The following is a 16,939-nucleotide window of genomic DNA, read 5'->3' as shown; positions in this document are numbered from 1 at the left end:
CCGCGCGGGGCCGAGCATGGGTGTCTGACGATATGGCTTCCCCTTCACTGGTCGACTCCAGGGCGTCCTGGATCATCACCATCGCCGCCCTCTGTTGCCTGGGCATGACCTTCGGTGCGCCGCTCATCGCCACGGTCGGGCTCAAGGCCATCGCCGGCGAAATGGGAGGCGCCCGCTCCGTGCCCGCATTGGGAGGCTCGCTGGCCTGGCTGGGGTCCGCGCTCGGCGGCGTGATGATGGGACGGCTCGCGCACCGCTTCGGCGTACGCTGGACGGTGATGGCTGGTTCCGTATCGGTCTGCCTGGGGCTGTTCATCTCCACCCTGGGCGAGCCCTGGCTGCTGTATCTCGGCCATGGCGTGTTCATCGGATTCCTTGGCATGGGGGGGCTGAACGCGCCGCTGTACGTCTATGTCAGCCAGTGGTTCGAGCGCCGGCGCGGCTCCGCGCTGGCCTTGCTGTCCAGCGGGAGCTATATCGCCGGCGTCGTCTGGCCCCTGGTGTTCGAACACACCATCGCCACCTGGGGCTGGCGCGCGACCATGATGGGCTACGGCGTGCTCGAAGCCTCGGTGGTCCTCGTGCTGGCGATGCGTTTCCTGCGGCCCGCCGTCGACACGTCCGTCCGCGCGGCGGACCGCGGCGGCGGCGGGCGGTCCACCGTGTTCGGCCTGCGTCCCAATACCGTCTTCGTCATGCTGGCGGTTGCCGCTTTCCTCTGCTGCATTCCCATGGCCATGCCCCAGAGCCACCTCGTCGCGTTGTGCTCCGATCGCGGCCTGCCGGCGGCCGTGGGCGCCGCCATGCTCTCGGTCCTGCTGGCCGCGGCCTTCATCAGCCGGCAGGCCTGGGGACTCGTCGCCGACCGCATCGGCGGGCTGCGCACGGCGCTGATCAGCTCCGTGATGCAGGCCGCCGCCGTCTCGGGCTACCTGTACGTGACCGAACAGTTCGGGCTGTTTACCGTCTCGATCGCTTTCGGGCTGGGTTTCAGCGCCCTGATCCCGGCCTATGTCCTGGCCGTGCGCGAGGCATTCCCCGCCAGGGAAGCCTACTGGCGGGTGCCGTCGCTGATGCTGATGAGCGGCTCCGGCATGGCGGTGGGCGGATGGCTGGCGGGGTACATGTACGACCAGTACGCCTCGTACGATCCGGCGTTCTTGACCGGCGTGTTGAGCAACCTGGCCAACCTGGTGCTGCTGGCCACGCTGGTCGCGTTGCAGTTCCGGTGGATGCGGCGGACCATGGCGGCATCGCCGCTACGGTAGGTCGGGTGTCGCGCGAGGCCGGCCTGCCAGGGCGCCCTGCAGGAACCGATCAAGGGCATTGCCGAACGCCCGCCGGTCCGCCTGGTTGAACGCCGCCGGCCCTCCGGTCGCCACGCCGCCGGACCGCAGTTCCTCCAGCATGTCCCGCATGGTCAGGCGCTCGCCTATGGTCGCCTCGGTATAGCGCTCGCCGCGCGGGTTCAGGACCGCCGCGCCCTTCTTCAGCACCTCGGCCGCCAGCGGGATGTCGCCCGTGATCACGAGATCGCCGGTTGCCGCCTGCTCGACGATATAGGCGTCGGCCACGTCGAAACCGCGCGGCACCTGGACCGCGTTCACCCAGCGCGACGGCGGCGTGCGCAGCATCTGGTTGGCGACCAGGGTCACCTGGACGGCGCAGCGGTCGGCGGCGCGGAACAGGATGTCCTTGACGACCGCGGGGCAGGCATCGGCGTCGACCCAGATGCGCAGGGGATTCATGATGTCGTTGATGATGGGGTGATTCCGATGGTCTTGCGATGATCTCATTTTCCACCGAATGGGTGTAAATGGGTGCGGTAATGGATGGGGTCGACAGGTCGGCGTTGCGGACCGCCGAATTCGCGCGTGAGCACGGCCATCCGATGCAGCATGGGGGGCAGCGGGACCAGGCATGCGCCGCGCTGAGCCGCGGCGCTCACTTCCCGATGCAGAAGCGCGAAAAAATCACCCCCAGCAGGTCATCGCTGCTGAACTCCCCGGTAATCGACGTCAACGCCTCGTGCGCCAGCCGCAACTCCTCGGCGAACAGGTCCAGCACCCGGTCGCTCTGCGCCGCATGCCCGGCCGCCAGTTCCAGGTGATTCGCCGTCGTCAGCAGCGCGTGGATATGGCGCTCGCGAGCCAGATAGGGGGACTCCGCCGAGGGATTCCACCCCGCGATCGCCAGCAGTTCGCGCCTCAACCCGTCCAGTCCCTGCCCGGTCCTGGCCGACACGGGCAGCCGTTTCGCGCCGGCGGCCTGGGCCTGTCCGATCTGGCCGTCCTCGACCAAGTCCATTTTGTTCACGACTTCCAGCACCGGGGTGCGGGGCGGCAGCCGCGAGGTGATGGCGGCGTCGAGTTCGGGGCCCGGACGCGTGGCGTCGAGCAGGTGCACGATGACGTCGGCCTTGCCGATCTCGGCCCAGGTGCGCTCGATGCCGATGCGCTCGACGGTGTCCTCGGTCTCGCGCAGGCCGGCGGTGTCGACCACGTGCAGGGGCACGCCGTCGATGTCGATCTGCTGGACGACCTTGTCGCGCGTGGTGCCGGCGATGGGGGTGACGATGGCGGCATCGAAGCCCGCCAGCGCGTTGAGCAGGCTGGATTTGCCGACGTTGGGCTGGCCGGCCAGCACGACATGCAGGCCCTCGCGCAGGATGGCGCCCTGGCGCGCCTGCGACAGCAGGCGCGCCAGATCGGCCTGGATGACGGCCAGGGTCTCGCGCGCCTGGTATTTCTCCAGGAACTCGATCTCTTCTTCGGGGAAATCCAGCGTGGCCTCGACCAGCATGCGCAGGTGCACGATGCGGTCGGCCAGGCCGTTGACCTCGGCCGAGAACACGCCCGTCATCGAGGCCGCCGCGCTGCGGGCGGCGGCCTCGGACGACGCGTCGATCAGGTCGGCCACGGCCTCGGCCTGGGCCAGGTCCATGCGGTCGTTCAGGAACGCGCGGCGGGTGAATTCGCCGGGTTCGGCCAGCCGCAGGCCCATCTCCATGCCCGCCCGCAGGCAGCGCGCCAGCAGGCGCCGCAGCACTACCGGACCGCCGTGGCCCTGCAATTCCAGCACGTGTTCGCCGGTGTAGGAATTCGGTGCAGGGAAGGACAGCGCGATACCTTCGTCGATGATCCCGCCGTCGCCGTCGCGGAAAGGCAGGTAGTGCGCATGGCGGGGCGCCAGCGCGCGGCCCAGCAGCGCATGCATCAGTCCATCGAGCGGCTGGCGCGACGACACGCGTACGACACCGATCCCGCCGCGTCCGGCGGCGGTGGCGATGGCGGCTATCGGATCCTGGTCGGAAATCATGGGCGAAGTTCGGAAAAGGCGGTGAAGCGCATCGGGGGCAACCCGGTCCCCGCACTGTAAAACAAAAGGCCGCCCCGGTTCCCCGAAACGGCCCTACTGCCAGCCACTCGACCCAGTGGCACCGCGGATCCGGCTTTGCCGGTCCGCCAGTGCCGCCCCCGGAGGGGCGCGCGCAAGCGCGTAGGGGGGTTATCTAGTTGCCTGCTTGGTGATGAACCATTGCTGGGCAATGGACAGGCAGTTGTTCACCACCCAGTACAGCACCAGGCCCGCGGGGAAGAAGAACATCATGCCGCCGAACACCAGGGGCATGATCATCATGACCTTGGCCTGCACGGGATCGGGCGGCGTGGGGTTGAGCTTCATCTGCAGGAACATGGTGGCCATCATCAGGGCCGGCAGGATGAACCAGGGGTCGGGCGAGGCCAGGTCGTGCACCCACAGGATCCAGGGCGCGCTGCGCATTTCCACGCTGGCCAGCAGCACCCAGTACAGCGCGATGAACACCGGCACCTGGACGATCATCGGCAGGCAGCCGCCCACGGGGTTGATCTTCTCGGTGCGGTACAGCTCCATCATCGCCATGTTGAGCTTCTGGCGGTCGTCGCCGAACTTCTCTTTCAGCGCCTGCATGCGCGGGGCGACCTTCTTCATCCGCGCCATGGACTTGTAGCCCGCGGCCGACAACGGGAAGAACACCGCCTTGATGACGACGGTCAGGGCGACGATGGTCCAGCCCCAGTTGCCCAGCATCTTGTGCAGCCAGGTCATCAAGAGGAACAGCGGCTTGGCGATGATGGTCAGCCAGCCGTAGTCCACCACCAGGTCCAGGCCCTGGGCCACGGCCGCCATGGCGGACTGGTCCTGCGGGCCGATCCACAGCTTGGCATCGACCGTGTTGCCGGTCCCGGGGGCCAGCGAGCCGACCGGCTCGATGGCGCGCACCGCGTACAGGTTGTTGCCGACCTTGGACATGTCGTAGGTGCGGGCCACGCCTTCGGGCGGCACCCAGGCCACGGCGAAGTAGTGCTGGATCATGCCCAGCCAGCCGTCGTTGGCCGACTTGTTGAACGAGGCCTTGCCCTTCTCGATGTCCGAGAACGTGACCTTCTGGAACTTGCTTTCGGCGGTATAGATGGCCGGGCCGGTGAAGGTGCTGTAGAAATGGCTTTCGCCGGGCGGCTTGTTGCCGTCGCGGGTCAGTTGGAAATACAGCGAAGGCGAGACGGGCTCGGTGCCGACGTTGGCCAGGTTGTGGCGCACGTCGATGGCGTACTGGCCCTTGTGCAGCGTGTAGGTCTTGGTCAGCTTGACGCCGTCGCTCTCGGCCTCGAACGAGATCTCCAGCTTGTCGCCGGTCAGTTCGCGCGCGGGGGTGGTGACGTGGAACGGCGTGCGGTGCGTGGGGAAGGACGCGCCGTTGGGGGCGCCGATGACGCCGCTTTGCGCGAGGTAGACGCGCTGCGCGGAATCGTCCAGCAGCACGGTGGGGTGCTCGCGGTTTTCGATGTCGGCGTGCTTGAGCAGCTCGGCCTTGACGATCTGCGCGCCCACGGTGTCGAAGGTCAGGCGCAGCACGTCGGTCGTGACGACGATCTTTTCCGCGGGCGAGGCCTGCAGGGCCTGGGGCGCGCTACCGGGGACGCCGTCGGTGCCGGCAACGGGCGTGGCCGCCGGCGTCGCTGAGGGCACGCCGGCCTGGTCGGGCTGGGCCTGTGGCGCCTGTGCCGTCGCCGTCTTGGCGGGGGCGGAGCCGAACATCGAGGGATGTCCGTTGTACTTCTGCCAGCCATCCCACAGGAAAAGCAGGGATAGCGAGAAGATCATCCAGAGGATGGTGCGTTGCATGTCCATGGACGGATAGTTCCAATCGTCGTCGCGGCAAAGTCCGCTAGTGTAGCAAGGCCCCCCCCTACGCGCTTACGCGCGTCCCCCAGGGGGCGATGCGGGTGGACCGGCAAAGCCGGATCCACCGCATCCTGGGTCGGGCTGACAGGGTGCCGGGGAGAGTATCGGGGGTCATTGTTGAGGTTCTGTGCCAGTCGATCGATTTTTGCCGTGCCGGCCTGCCGGCGGCACCGGGTCCAGGCCGCCGTTGGCGTAAGGATGGCAGCGGCAGATGCGGCGCAGGCCCAGATAGGTGCCGCGGGCGGGGCCGTGGCGGTCGATGGCTTCGATGGTGTAGGCGGAGCAGGTGGGGGTGAAGCGGCAGGACTGGCCGATCCAGGGGCTCAGGAAGTAACGGTAGAAACGGATGGGCCATATCAGCAGGCGGCGCGGGAGCGTCGAGCCGGTTGGCAGCGCGTTGCTATGGGTTTCCGTCACGATGGGCCCCTGTTGCGGGAAAAACCCGCTTCGGCCGTCTGGTCTAGCCGGGGCGGTTCGCCTTCGTTGCCCGGGCCAGGTGGGCGTCGATTTCCTGCCTGGCCTGGCGCTTGAGCTCGGTCAGCGAGCACGAAGGAATGCGGGCATGCAATCTGAAGACATAATCGCCGGCCGGCAGTTCCGTGCGCCGCAGCCGGAAGGCTTCGCGCGCGACGCGTTTCAGGGCGGCGCGGCTGACCGACAGCGGAGCGTAGCGCTTGCCCACCACGAGGCCCAGCCGGGGCTGGGCCGACGGCGCCATGCTCAAAACAAAAAGCGCCCCTCTCGCAAGGCGGCGCCCTTTCAGCGCAGGGGCGAACTCCGCCGGACTGCGCAACCGCGCGGTGCCGGGAAACGACGCGCGCGGATTCAATGCTGCAACGCTGCTAAGCCGGCCTGTGCAACAACCGGCACTGCCGTCAGATGGCCAAGCGCTTGCGGCCCTTGGCGCGGCGGGCGTTGATGATGGCGCGGCCGGCGCGGGTCTTCATGCGCACGCGGAAACCGTGGGTACGCTTGCGGCGGGTGACGGAAGGTTGGTAAGTACGTTTCATGACAGTTCCTGGGTTCCGGTATGGGTATGAAAGCCGCCCCGGAAGCTTGCGCAGTCCCGGTCTGCCTGTTGCCCGGCGAAGCTTGAACGATCAAGCGCGCACAAGGCCCAACATGCATCCTTGGAAAGACTGCCAACCCAGGGTCTTGGATTCAGCCCGAATTCCTTCGTGAAATTCGGAAAGCCCTCCATGGTGTCAAATAAATTCAATGTTGTCAATCAGTTAGGCACGGCGCCCCCATGAGCGCGCTGGCCCGCCTGTGGATAACTTTCGCCCGGAGGAGTAGAATCGGGGGTTTCGGGATCGGCCACCAAGAACATCCTTCGCGCCCCCTGTCCTGCGTGGGCGCACCGATCCTATTAGCGAGATTCATGGAAGATTTTTGGCAAACCTGCGCCCAGACGCTAGAGCAGGAACTCACTCCTCAGCAGTACAGCGCCTGGATACGTCCCCTCGTCCCCCTCGCCTTCGATGAAGCCGAGGCGGTGTTGCGGGTCGCGGCGCCCAATCGTTTCAAGCTCGACTGGGTGCGCAGCAATTTTTCCGGCCGTATCGAATCTCTGGCGGCGCAGTGGTTCCAGCGCCCGGTGCAGGTCAAGTTCGAACTGGATGCCCCCCGCATGGCCGCCCCGCTGCGGCCGCCCGCACCCAGCCCCGCCCCCGCGGCCGGCAACGGCCATGGACCCATCGGCAACGGCCATGCCGCGCCGCGGCCGGCTCCGCAGGCGCCGCTGGGTTTTCCCGGCGATCCGGTCGCCGCGGTCAATTCCGCCGCCGCCCGCGCGGCCCAGCGGGCGACCGACGCTCCCCGTCCGGTGCAGCGCGCCGCTCCGGCCAAGCCCGAGATCAACGAAGCCACGGGCATCTATGAACGGTCGCGGCTGAACGTCGAGCTGACCTTCGAGAACTTCGTCACCGGCAAGGCCAACCAGCTGGCCCGCGCCGCGGCGCTGCAGGTGGCCGAGAATCCGGGCACCTCGTACAACCCGCTGTTCCTGTATGGCGGCGTGGGGCTGGGCAAGACCCACCTGATCCATGCCATCGGCAATTCCATGATGGCCGAGAACGCTGCCGCGCGGGTCCGTTACATCCACGCCGAGCAATTCGTGTCCGACGTGGTCAAGTCCTACCAGCGCAAGGCCTTCGACGATTTCAAGCGCTACTACCACTCGCTGGACCTGCTGCTGATCGACGACATCCAGTTCTTCTCGGGCAAGAACCGCACGCAGGAAGAATTCTTCTACGCCTTCGAGGCCCTGGTGGCGCTGCGCAAGCAGATCATCATCACCAGCGACACCTATCCGAAGGAATTGTCCGGCATCGACGACCGGCTCATCTCCCGCTTCGACTCGGGCCTGACCTGCGCCATCGAGCCGCCCGAGCTGGAAATGCGGGTCGCGATCCTGTTGAAGAAGGCGGAGACCGAGGGCGTGCACCTGCCCGAGGAAGTGGCCTTCTTCATCGCCAAGCACCTGCGCAGCAACGTGCGCGAGCTGGAGGGCGCGCTGCGCAAGGTCCTGGCCTATGCCAAGTTCCATGGCCGCGCCATCACGGTGGACGTCTGCAAGGATGCCCTGAAGGACCTGCTGTCCGTGTCCAATGGCCAGATCACCGTCGAGAACATCCAGAAGACGGTGGCGGACTTCTACAAGATCAAGGTCGCCGACATGTATTCCAAGCGGCGGCCCGCCAATATCGCTTTGCCGCGCCAGATCGCGATGTATCTGGCGAAAGAACTCACCCAGAAGAGCCTGCCCGAGATCGGCGAGCTTTTCGGGGGCCGCGACCACACCACGGTGTTGCACGCGGTACGCAAGATTTCGGAATCCCGGGCCAAGCAGGCGGAGTTGAATCATTCGCTGCACGTGCTCGAGCAAACCCTGAAAGGATGACGAACCGCGACGAACCCCATCCGGGACCTTGTGCGCTTGACTGTGGAAAAACCGTGGAGCATTTCTGGACAACCCGGCGCCGTTTTTTTCGATCGAAAGTTGTTCATGGTTGTGCGCTATTCTCCAGGCCAGTTCCCCACTCGCCAAAAAACTGGACAAGTTCTTGATTTATAATAGTTTTTTGAAGAAATTCCAGTTGTCCACAGGGTCCTATTAACTACCAACCCAAAGAAGGATTGGATATGCAATTGGTCAAAGCCTCACGCGATGCATTGCTGAAGCCGCTCGCGACCGTTTCAGGCATCGTGGAACGGCGGCATACCCTGCCCATCCTGGCCAACATCCTGTTGCGCAAGGAAGGCAGCCGCGTGTCGTTCGTGTCTACCGACATCGAGGTTCAGATCACCACCCATGCCGACTTCGGCGTGGGTGATGCGTCTGAATCCACCACCGTGGCAGCCCGCAAGCTGCTCGATATCCTGCGCGCTCTTCCCGATACCGGTGACGTGGCCCTGTCACTCGCCAACAAGAAGTTGTCGGTGCAGTCCGGCAAGAGCCGCTTCGCGCTGCAGACCCTGGCGGCCGAGGAGTTTCCCACCGTGGCCCAGCCGGCCTCGTGGAACGCTTCGCTGACCATGACGCAGAAGTCGTTCAAGCACCTGATGAACATGGTGCACTTCGCGATGGCGCAGCAGGACATCCGCTACTACCTGAACGGCATGCTGCTGGTCCTGGACGGCAGCAACGTGCGCTGCGTCGCCACCGACGGCCACCGCCTCGCCTATTGCGCGGTCGCCATCGATGCCGATGCGCCCAAGCAGGAAGTGATCGTGCCGCGCAAGACGGTGCTGGAACTGCTGCGCCTGCTGGACGACAGCGAAGAGCCCATCGAGATCTCGGTGGCGGCCAACCAGATCCGTTTCCGCTTCGGCGACGTCGAGCTGATCTCCAAGCTGGTCGAGGGCAAGTTCCCGGACTACCAGCGCGTGATCCCGAACGGCTATACCAAGCATTTCCCGATCGCCCGCGAGGCGCTGCAGCGCAGCCTGCAGCGCGCCGCCATCCTGACCACCGACAAATTCAAGGGTGTGCGGATGCAGATGGCCGATCATGTACTGAAGATCTCCGCCAGCAACGCCGAACAGGAAGAGGCCCAGGAAGAACTCGAGATCGACTTCGGTTTCGAACCCCTGGACATCGGCTTCAACGTCAGCTATCTGCTGGACGTGCTGGGCAACCTGAAGGCCGAGACGGTGCAGTGGAGCGTGGGCGACGCCAACTCCTCGGCGCTGATCACCCTGCCTGACAACTCGGACTTCAAGTATGTCGTGATGCCCATGCGGATTTAGGGCCCCCCCTACGCGCTTACGCGCGCCCCCAGGGGCGATGCGGGTGGACCGGCAAAGCCGGATCCACCGCATCCTGGGTCTGGGAGAAAGGGGCTTGGTTTGTTACGCCGGTGCTGGTGCCGGTGCTGCCCCTGATGGGGTGGATTGTTCTTTTCTAGTTTTTTCCTGCAGGGTGGAAGTCATGCCCGCGCAGTGTGGATGGTTGCATACTCATGACCGAACAGAATACCGCGCCCGATACGGGCGAGATCGATAGCACTCTTGCTGGCAATGCGATGGCCGCAGGCCCGGCGTCCGGTTCGTCGGACAGCTACGGCGCCGACTCCATCAAGATGCTCAAGGGGCTGGAGGCCGTGCGCAAGCGGCCGGGCATGTACATCGGCGATACCTCCGATGGCACCGGCCTGCACCACATGGTGTTCGAGGTTGTCGACAACGCCATCGACGAAGCGCTGGCCGGCTATTGCGACGAGATCGTGGTCACGATCCATGCCGACAACTCGATCTCGGTCTCCGACAACGGCCGGGGCATTCCGACCGCCGTGCACAAGGACGACGAATTCCAGCGCAGCGCCGCGGAAATCGTGATGACCGAGCTGCACGCGGGCGGCAAGTTCGACCAGAACTCGTACAAGGTCTCGGGCGGCCTGCACGGCGTGGGCGTGTCCTGCGTGAACGCGCTGTCCGAATGGCTCCGTCTGAGCATCCGCCGCAACGGCGAGCTGCACCAGATGGAGTTCCGCCGCGGCGAGCGCGTCGAGCCGCTGAAGGTCGTGGGCAAGACCGACAAGCGCGGCACCCGGGTGCAGTACCTGGCGGACTCGCAGATCTTCTCCAACGTCGAGTACCACTACGAGATCCTGTCCAAGCGGTTGCGCGAGCTCTCGTTCCTGAACAACGGCGTGCGCATCAAGTTGGTGGACGAGCGCCAGGGCAAGGAAGAGGACTTCGCCTTCAGCGGCGGCGTCAAGGGCTTCGTCGAGTACATCAACCGGGCCAAGACCGTGTTGCATCCCAACGTCTTCGCGGTGGCCACCGAGTCGTCGGCCGGCGGTGCGTTGGTGGGCGTGGAAGTGGCCATGCAATGGAACGACAGCTACACCGAAAGCGTGCTGTGCTTCACCAACAATATCCCGCAGCGCGACGGCGGCACCCACCTGACCGGCCTGCGCGCGGCGATGACGCGCATCATCAACAAGTACATCGACGAGAACGAGCTGGCCAAGAAGGCCAAGGTGGAAACCACCGGCGATGACATGCGCGAGGGACTGACCTGCGTGCTGTCGGTGAAGGTGCCCGAGCCCAAGTTCAGCAGCCAGACCAAGGACAAGCTGGTTTCCAGCGAAGTGCGTCCCTCGGTCGAGGATGCCGTGGCGCGCAGCCTGGAGAGCTGGCTGCTCGAGAACCCCAGCGACGCCAAGGCCTTGTGCGGCAAGATCGTCGAGGCCGCCCGCGCCCGCGAGGCCGCGCGCAAGGCGCGCGAGATGACGCGCCGCAAGGGCGTGCTGGAAGGCGCGGGGCTGCCGGGCAAGCTGGCCGACTGCCAGGAAAAGGATCCGGCGAAGTCCGAGATCTACATCGTCGAGGGCGACTCCGCCGGCGGTTCGGCCAAACAGGGCCGAGACCGCAAGTTCCAGGCCATCCTGCCGCTGCGCGGCAAGGTGCTGAACGTCGAGAAGGCGCGTTTCGACAAGCTGATCAGCAGCGAGCAGATCACCACGCTGATCACCGCGCTGGGCACCAGCATCGGCCCCGATTTCAACATCGACAAGCTGCGCTACCACCGCATCATCATCATGACCGACGCGGACGTGGACGGCGCGCACATCCGTACGCTGCTGCTGACGCTGTTCTATCGCCAGATGCCGCAGCTGATCGAGCACGGCTACGTCTACATCGCCCAGCCGCCGCTGTACAAGGTCAAGGTCGGCCGCGACGAGCGCTACCTGAAGGACGACACGGAAGAGGCCGCCTTCATGCTGGAGCTGTCGCTCAAGGATGCCCGCCTGGTCCCGTCGGCCGACGCCCAGCCCATCGCCGGCGATGCGCTGAAGGAACTGGCGCGCCAGTACAACCTGGCCGACGCCGTGATCGAGCGCCTGTCGCGTTTCGTCGACCTCGCCACCTTGTCGGCCGTCGTGCGCGGCTTCGAAGCGGACTTGTCTTCCGTGGACCAGGCCGGGTTGTCGCGCCAGCGCCTGCAGGCCGAACTGGAAGACCCGTCCATGCCCGGCGTGGTGCAGGTCAAGGTCTCGGTGGACGAGGAAACCCAGCAGCCCAAGCTGGAAATCCATCGCAACCACCACGGCAACATCCGCGTCAGCGTGATCGACCGGCATTTCGTCGAGGGTCCGGATTACAGCGTGCTGCGCAACGCCGCCCAGACCTTCCAGGGCCTGATCGGCCCGGGCGCCAAGATCGAGCGCGGCGAAGGCGACAAGCGCAAGGAACTGCCGGTGGCCGATTTCCGCGAAGCCATGCACTGGATGCGCGCCGAGGCCGAGCGTTCATTGTCCAAGCAGCGCTACAAGGGCCTGGGCGAAATGAACCCCGGGCAGCTCTGGGAAACCACCATGGATCCCACCGTGCGCCGCCTGCTGCGGGTGCAGATCGAGGACGCGATTTCGGCGGACGAGATCTTCACGACGCTGATGGGCGACCACGTCGAGCCGCGCCGGGCGTTCATCGAGACGCATGCGTTGATGGCGGGGAATATCGACGTTTGAGGTGGCGCCCCCGGGCGCCGGCGCGTTCAGCCCGGCGCCCGCGCCTTGTCCATTCCGCGCCGCAACGCCTCCAGCGGGGCGCGCGCCGTTTCTCCCGCCGGGGTTTATCCGACGCACCGCTTGCCTTATGCTGGAGGTCCCCCAGCGAGGCCCCCATGCGCACCCTGATCTTCATCGCCGTCGGACTGATCCTGGCCATCGCGCTGCTGCGCCTGGCCCCCTCGCCGCATCGCACCCGGACCGCGAGCCTCTTCACGCTGGCCTGGCTGGGCGTGTCCATCTGGAACCTGCGCACCGGGCTGTCCCACGGCTACACCCTGGCCGAAGAACTGCCGATCCACGTGGCGTTGTTCGGCATTCCGGCGCTGGCGGCCTGGGCGTTGTGGTGGCGAGCGCGCCGTGGGTGACGCGCGCGCCTAGCTTCGACGCCCTTTGCCAGCCTGGTCGTACTTGCGCCAGTAGGCGAACTCTTCCTCGTGGACTTCGAGATCGATCTCCGAGAGGCGCAGCTGCAATCGTTCCTGCACGTCGGCGACCGCCCGGTTGTAGATCGCGGGCCCGATCTCTTCGATGAAGAAGGCGAGCAGCCCGCCGGCGGCGACGTTGCCGATGGACTCCTCCATGTTCTGGTCGAAGTACCGCTGGATCGAAGCGATGGCGGTGGTCCGGACCTGCTTGTCGAGTTCGATGGTCATGCCGGCTTGCTGTCAGGGGGCGTCGGGCCGGTCAATTTATCACTTCCTCCACCCGGTTCACCAACGTCCCGATCTTCTCGATCTCGCACTCGATCACGTCTCCGTCCTTGAGCCACTGGCGCGGATTCATCGCATAGCCGACGCCCGAGGGCGTGCCGGTGGCGATCACGTCGCCCGGCTCCAGCGTCAGCCCCGAGGACAGCGATGCGATGGTGCGCGGGATGGAGAAGATCATCGCGCTGGTGCTGGCGTCCTGGCGCTGTTCGCCGTTGACCTTGAGCGAGATGCGCAGCGCATGGGGATCGCCCACCGCTTCCGGCGAGACGATCCAGGGGCCGAAGGGGCAGCTGCCGTCGATGGCCTTGCCCTTGAACCATTGGTCGTGGCGTTTCTGCAGGTCGCGGGCGCTGATGTCGTTCAGGATGGTGTAGCCGAAGATGTGGCCGGGAGCGTCGGCTTCGGCGATGTCGCGGCCGCCCTGGCCGATGACGACGGCGAGTTCGACCTCGTAGTCCAGGCGGCGGGTGACGCGCTGGTCGTAGCGGATGGCGCCTTCGTGCGGCACGATGGCGGTCCAGGGCTTGGTGAAGAACTGCGGATGCTGGGGCACGTCGGTGTCGAGGTTGCGCGAGACGTTATCTTCCTGGATGTGCTCCCTATAATTGCGGCCCAGGCAGAAGATGTTCTTGGGCGGGCGCGGGATGGGCGCCAGCAGGCGGTAGCTGCCGGGCTGGATCAGGTGGGCGTCGGCGACGGCGGCGATGTCGCGGCACCAGGCCCAGGTGGCGGCGCCGCCGGCGGCCAGGTCGATCATGGTCAGGCGGCCGGTCTCGGGCCACGGGAAGGGCAGCGTGGCGGGCGGGGCGGCCTGGGCGAAGGCCTGGAGGTCGCAGACGCGGCCGTCGTCCAGGAAGAGTGCGGGCAGTTGGCGGCCGCCGAGTTCAATGGTGGCGAGTTTCATGGTTCGTTCCTGGCTGAAAGAATGCGGGTAGGCGCAACGGTGGAGGCAAGAGCATGGCGCCCAAGGTCAAGTCGGCCCAACGGGCCATAGAGATTCTGGAGTTCTTCGCGCGGCGCAAGGCGCCCGCGACGCTGAGCGAGATCGCCGCGGCGCTGGATTATCCAGCCTCGAGCACGCTGGCCCTGCTGCGTACGCTGAGCGAGATGGGCTATCTCGACCATTCGTCCAGCGAGCGGACCTTCGTGCCGACGGTGAAAGCGGCGCTGCTGGGCATCTGGGTCAACGATGCGCTGATGGCCGACGGCACGATCGCCCGGCTGATGTACCAGATGCGCGAGGAAACGGGCGGTACGCCCACGCTGGGGATACAGAGCGGCCACCACGTGCAGTACATCCACGTGGTGCGCGGCCCGGACGCCCTGCACCGGCGCGACGTGGCGCCGGGCACGCTGCGGCCGCTGCTGCGGTCGGCCATGGGCACCGTGCTGCTGTCGCTCAAGCCGCCGTCCGAGCTGTGGGCGCTGGTCAACCAGATCAACGCGCACGAATTGCCGGAGCACCGGGTGTCGATGGCGGAACTGGGCAAGCGTATCCAGCAGTACCGCGAAAGCGGCTATGCCTACAGCGAAGGCGTGTCGACGCCGGGGGCCGGCATCATCACGCTGCTGCTGGCCGCGCCGGTTCATCAGCCGCCGATGGCCCTGGGCATCGGCGCGAGCCTCGTGGCGCTGCGCGCCAAGAAGCTCGATTTCCTGAGGGCGCTGCAGCGGGTGGTGGAGCTTCATCGCAAGCATATGGAGGCCTTGCCGGACAAGTTCGGGCACTGAGCGGGGCGCGCGTGCCGCACCGGTCCGGCCGGTTTCACTGCGCGACCAGCCCGGCCTTGTCGGCAACCGTGCGCAGTGTCGCGATTTCCTTCACGTTGAAGGCGCGCATCTGTTCGGGGTCGCGCTTGAGCAGTTCGGAGCCGCCCTTTTCGGCGAACTCCTGGATCGGCTTGGAGTCGAGCACCTCCTTCATGGTGTCGGCCAGGCGCCGGGTGATCGCGTCGCTGACTTCCGTGCGCGCCATCAACGCCGACCAGCCATAGATGGTGTAGTCGGGATAGCCGCTTTCACGGATGGTGGGCACGTCCGGAAACTCGACGTGGCGCTTTTCCCCGGTGACCGCGAGGATGCGCAGCTTGGCGGCCTTGGCCGACGGCGCCAGCGAGGCGACGCCGTCCATCGCCACGTCGATCTGTCCGCCGATCAGGTCGGTGTTCATCTGGCTGGTCGATTTGTACGAGATCGGGGTGAAGCGGATCCCGGCGATGCTGGAGAACCATTCGGTGGCCAGGCGGTAGCCCCAGGCGAAGTTGCCGAAGTTCAGCTTCTCGGGCTGCGCCTTGGCCGCGGCGACGAGGTCGGCCAGCGTCTTGTACGGCGAGTTGGCCGGCACGGCGATGCCCAGCATGCTGCGGGTAACGCCCGAGATGGGCTTGAAGTCCTTGAGCGGATCGTAGGGCAGGTCCTTGACGACGATGGGATTGACCGACAGATTGGTCCAGCTGCCCAGCACCAGGGTGTAGCCGTCGGCCGGCGCGTTCTTGGCCGCCATGATGCCGATGCGGCCGTCGGCTCCCGGCATGTTGTCCACGGTGACCGCCTGGCCGAGGCGGCTGGCGAGCTGCTGCGCGATGACGCGGCCCGACGTGTCGCTGGTGCTGCCGGGCGCGAAGGGCACGATCAGGCGGATCGGCTGGGCGGGATAGGCGGCGTCGCGCGCTTGCGCGGCCGTGGCCGAAAGGGCCAGTGCGCACAGGGCGCTGGCAAGATGCATGATCTTCATGAGTTGTCTCCTTGGGATATTGTCGTACTCGGGCCTGGGCCCCGTGGTGTCAGGATTCCGCCTTGGAATCCTCGCGGTGCAGGAAGGCGGCGATCTGTTCGGGCGTGCGGCCCAGGCTGGCCAGGATCTCGGCCGTGTGCTGGCCCAGTGCCGGCGGCGGCGCGTCCACGCCCGGGCCGTCGTGTTCGTAGCAGAAGCCCGCATTGAGCACGCGCAGGGCCTGGTCGCCGGCCGGGATCGACAACAGTAATTGCCTGTCGTCCAGATGGGGCTGCGCCAGCGCCTCGGGAAGCTCGCGGACTTCTCCGGCCGGTACGCCGGCCGCATTGAGCAGGCTTGCCCACTCGGCGGCTTCGCGGCCGGCCAGTGCCTGGCGGACCTCGTGCTGCAGGGCTTCGCCATGCGTGACCCGCGTGCCGCGATCCTTGAAACGTGGATCGGCGATCAGGTCCTCGCGGCCGATGACGCGGCACAGCCGTTCGAACTGGTCCTGGCGGACCGCGCCCAGGGTGAGATGCCCCGAGGCGGCCGGAAAGGTATCGGCGGTGGGCGACATGCTGTAGCCGCGGTTGCCCTGCTTGGCGGGGCGCTTGCCGGTCAGCAGGTGCGGGCCGGCCATCGAGATCATCAGCACCAGCGCGGCGTCGAACATGGCTACGTCCACCTGCTGCGCCTGGCCGTCGCGGCCGCGTTGCAGCAGGGCCGAGACGATGGCGAAGGCAGCCAGCAGGCCCGAATAGGTATCGACCGCCGGATAGCCGATGCGGATGGGCGGGGTGCCGGGTTCGCCGCTCAGGCTCATCATGCCCGAGGTGCTCTGGATGATCTGGTCGATCGCGGGCTGGTGGCGGACCTCGCCGCGCTGTCCGTAGCCCGAGATCGAGCAGAAGACGATGCGCGGGTTGAGGGCCTTGCAGGCTTCGTAGCCCAGGCCCAGGCGGTCCATCACGCCGGGCCGGAAATTCTCGGTCACCACGTCGGCGCCGGCGATCAGCTCGCGCGCGACCGCCACGTCGGCGTCGTGCTTGAGATCGAGCACGATGGACTTCTTGCCCGAGTTGACCGACGCGAACGATGGGCCCATGCCATCGGCATACTGGATGCCGCCGTAGTTGCGCATGGTGTCGCCGGCGGCCGATTCGATCTTGATGACCTCGGCGCCGAGCAGGCGCAGGAAGTTGGTGGCGATGGGGCCCGACAGCACGTGCGTGAAGTCGACGACCCGGCAGCCTTGCAGGGGTTGGGGCACG

General features: G+C 66.4%; 16 protein-coding genes. 6 read left to right on the top strand and 10 right to left on the bottom strand.

Annotation, left to right across the window (positions count from 1 at the left end; translation table 11 throughout):
* Nucleotides 1–32: 32 nt before the first annotated feature.
* Complete coding sequence (locus AC1Q6E_RS17605) at nt 33–1,268, top strand: MFS transporter (RefSeq protein ID WP_492573186.1); 1,236 nt, start codon at nt 33–35, stop codon at nt 1,266–1,268.
* On the opposite strand, the gene AC1Q6E_RS17600 is transcribed toward AC1Q6E_RS17605, so the two are convergent.
* The 6 genes from AC1Q6E_RS17600 to rpmH form a co-directional block, all read right to left on the bottom strand.
* A complete protein-coding gene (locus tag AC1Q6E_RS17600; RefSeq protein ID WP_152794463.1) occupies nt 1,260–1,739 on the bottom strand; it encodes a YaiI/YqxD family protein in 480 nt (159 codons plus the stop codon). The two genes, AC1Q6E_RS17605 and AC1Q6E_RS17600, sit on opposite strands and share 9 nt — an antisense overlap.
* 205 nt (nt 1,740–1,944) lie before the next feature.
* The gene (gene mnmE / locus AC1Q6E_RS17595) at nt 1,945–3,315 is read right to left on the bottom strand and encodes a tRNA uridine-5-carboxymethylaminomethyl(34) synthesis GTPase MnmE (protein ID WP_492573212.1); all 1,371 of its coding nucleotides are present in this window, start codon (nt 3,313–3,315) and stop codon (nt 1,945–1,947) included.
* A 192-nt stretch (nt 3,316–3,507) separates the two neighbouring features.
* Entirely contained in the window at nt 3,508–5,172 is a 1,665-nt protein-coding gene (gene yidC, locus AC1Q6E_RS17590) for a membrane protein insertase YidC (protein ID WP_296559393.1), read from the bottom strand.
* A 165-nt stretch (nt 5,173–5,337) separates the two neighbouring features.
* The gene (yidD, locus tag AC1Q6E_RS17585) at nt 5,338–5,643 is read right to left on the bottom strand and encodes a membrane protein insertion efficiency factor YidD (RefSeq protein ID WP_296559392.1); all 306 of its coding nucleotides are present in this window, start codon (nt 5,641–5,643) and stop codon (nt 5,338–5,340) included.
* 43 nt (nt 5,644–5,686) lie between these two features.
* Nucleotides 5,687–6,055 carry a ribonuclease P protein component gene (locus tag AC1Q6E_RS17580; protein ID WP_152792592.1) on the bottom strand — a complete coding sequence of 123 codons (369 nt, stop codon included), beginning with the start codon at nt 6,053–6,055 and terminating at the stop codon, nt 5,687–5,689.
* Between the two features lie 46 nt (nt 6,056–6,101).
* The gene (gene rpmH, locus AC1Q6E_RS17575; protein ID WP_124077582.1) at nt 6,102–6,236 is read right to left on the bottom strand and encodes a 50S ribosomal protein L34; all 135 of its coding nucleotides are present in this window, start codon (nt 6,234–6,236) and stop codon (nt 6,102–6,104) included.
* A 371-nt stretch (nt 6,237–6,607) separates the two neighbouring features.
* Between rpmH and dnaA the strand changes: the two genes are divergently transcribed.
* The 4 genes from dnaA to AC1Q6E_RS17555 all read left to right on the top strand — a co-directional run bounded on the left by dnaA (nt 6,608) and on the right by AC1Q6E_RS17555 (nt 12,610).
* Complete coding sequence (gene dnaA, locus AC1Q6E_RS17570) at nt 6,608–8,128, top strand: chromosomal replication initiator protein DnaA (RefSeq protein WP_296559386.1); 1,521 nt, start codon at nt 6,608–6,610, stop codon at nt 8,126–8,128.
* 242 nt (nt 8,129–8,370) lie between these two features.
* Complete coding sequence (gene dnaN / locus AC1Q6E_RS17565; RefSeq protein WP_296559384.1) at nt 8,371–9,477, top strand: DNA polymerase III subunit beta; 1,107 nt, start codon at nt 8,371–8,373, stop codon at nt 9,475–9,477.
* Nucleotides 9,478–9,752: 275 nt separating this feature from the next.
* On the top strand, nt 9,753–12,203 hold the full coding sequence (gene gyrB, locus AC1Q6E_RS17560; protein ID WP_492573211.1) for a DNA topoisomerase (ATP-hydrolyzing) subunit B: 2,451 nt from the start codon (nt 9,753–9,755) through the stop codon (nt 12,201–12,203).
* Nucleotides 12,204–12,358: 155 nt separating this feature from the next.
* Entirely contained in the window at nt 12,359–12,610 is a 252-nt protein-coding gene (locus AC1Q6E_RS17555; protein ID WP_152798439.1) for a hypothetical protein, read from the top strand.
* Between the two features lie 9 nt (nt 12,611–12,619).
* Here the strand turns inward: AC1Q6E_RS17555 and AC1Q6E_RS17550 are convergent, their stop codons facing one another.
* Together AC1Q6E_RS17550 and AC1Q6E_RS17545 are read right to left on the bottom strand one after the other, a co-directional pair.
* On the bottom strand, nt 12,620–12,898 hold the full coding sequence (locus tag AC1Q6E_RS17550) for a DUF2164 domain-containing protein (protein WP_152798438.1): 279 nt from the start codon (nt 12,896–12,898) through the stop codon (nt 12,620–12,622).
* A 31-nt stretch (nt 12,899–12,929) separates the two neighbouring features.
* Complete coding sequence (locus AC1Q6E_RS17545; protein WP_492573185.1) at nt 12,930–13,859, bottom strand: fumarylacetoacetate hydrolase family protein; 930 nt, start codon at nt 13,857–13,859, stop codon at nt 12,930–12,932.
* A gap of 53 nt (nt 13,860–13,912) precedes the next feature.
* Here AC1Q6E_RS17545 and AC1Q6E_RS17540 point away from each other — a divergent pair, with 53 nt between their 5' ends.
* Entirely contained in the window at nt 13,913–14,686 is a 774-nt protein-coding gene (locus tag AC1Q6E_RS17540; protein ID WP_152798436.1) for an IclR family transcriptional regulator, read from the top strand.
* A gap of 34 nt (nt 14,687–14,720) precedes the next feature.
* On the opposite strand, the gene AC1Q6E_RS17535 is transcribed toward AC1Q6E_RS17540, so the two are convergent.
* Nucleotides 14,721–15,689, bottom strand: a complete 969-nt coding sequence (locus AC1Q6E_RS17535) for a Bug family tripartite tricarboxylate transporter substrate binding protein (RefSeq protein WP_492573184.1) — start codon at nt 15,687–15,689, stop codon at nt 14,721–14,723.
* A gap of 49 nt (nt 15,690–15,738) precedes the next feature.
* Nucleotides 15,739–16,938 carry a CaiB/BaiF CoA transferase family protein gene (locus AC1Q6E_RS17530; protein ID WP_296559378.1) on the bottom strand — a complete coding sequence of 400 codons (1,200 nt, stop codon included), beginning with the start codon at nt 16,936–16,938 and terminating at the stop codon, nt 15,739–15,741.
* Nucleotide 16,939: the final 1 nt, after the last annotated feature.

It is taken from the genome of Pigmentiphaga sp. MLSB6-MA01 (assembly GCF_058793475.1).
Note: the sequence above shows the minus strand (reverse complement) of the source record. Positions and strands in the feature narration are given on the sequence as shown.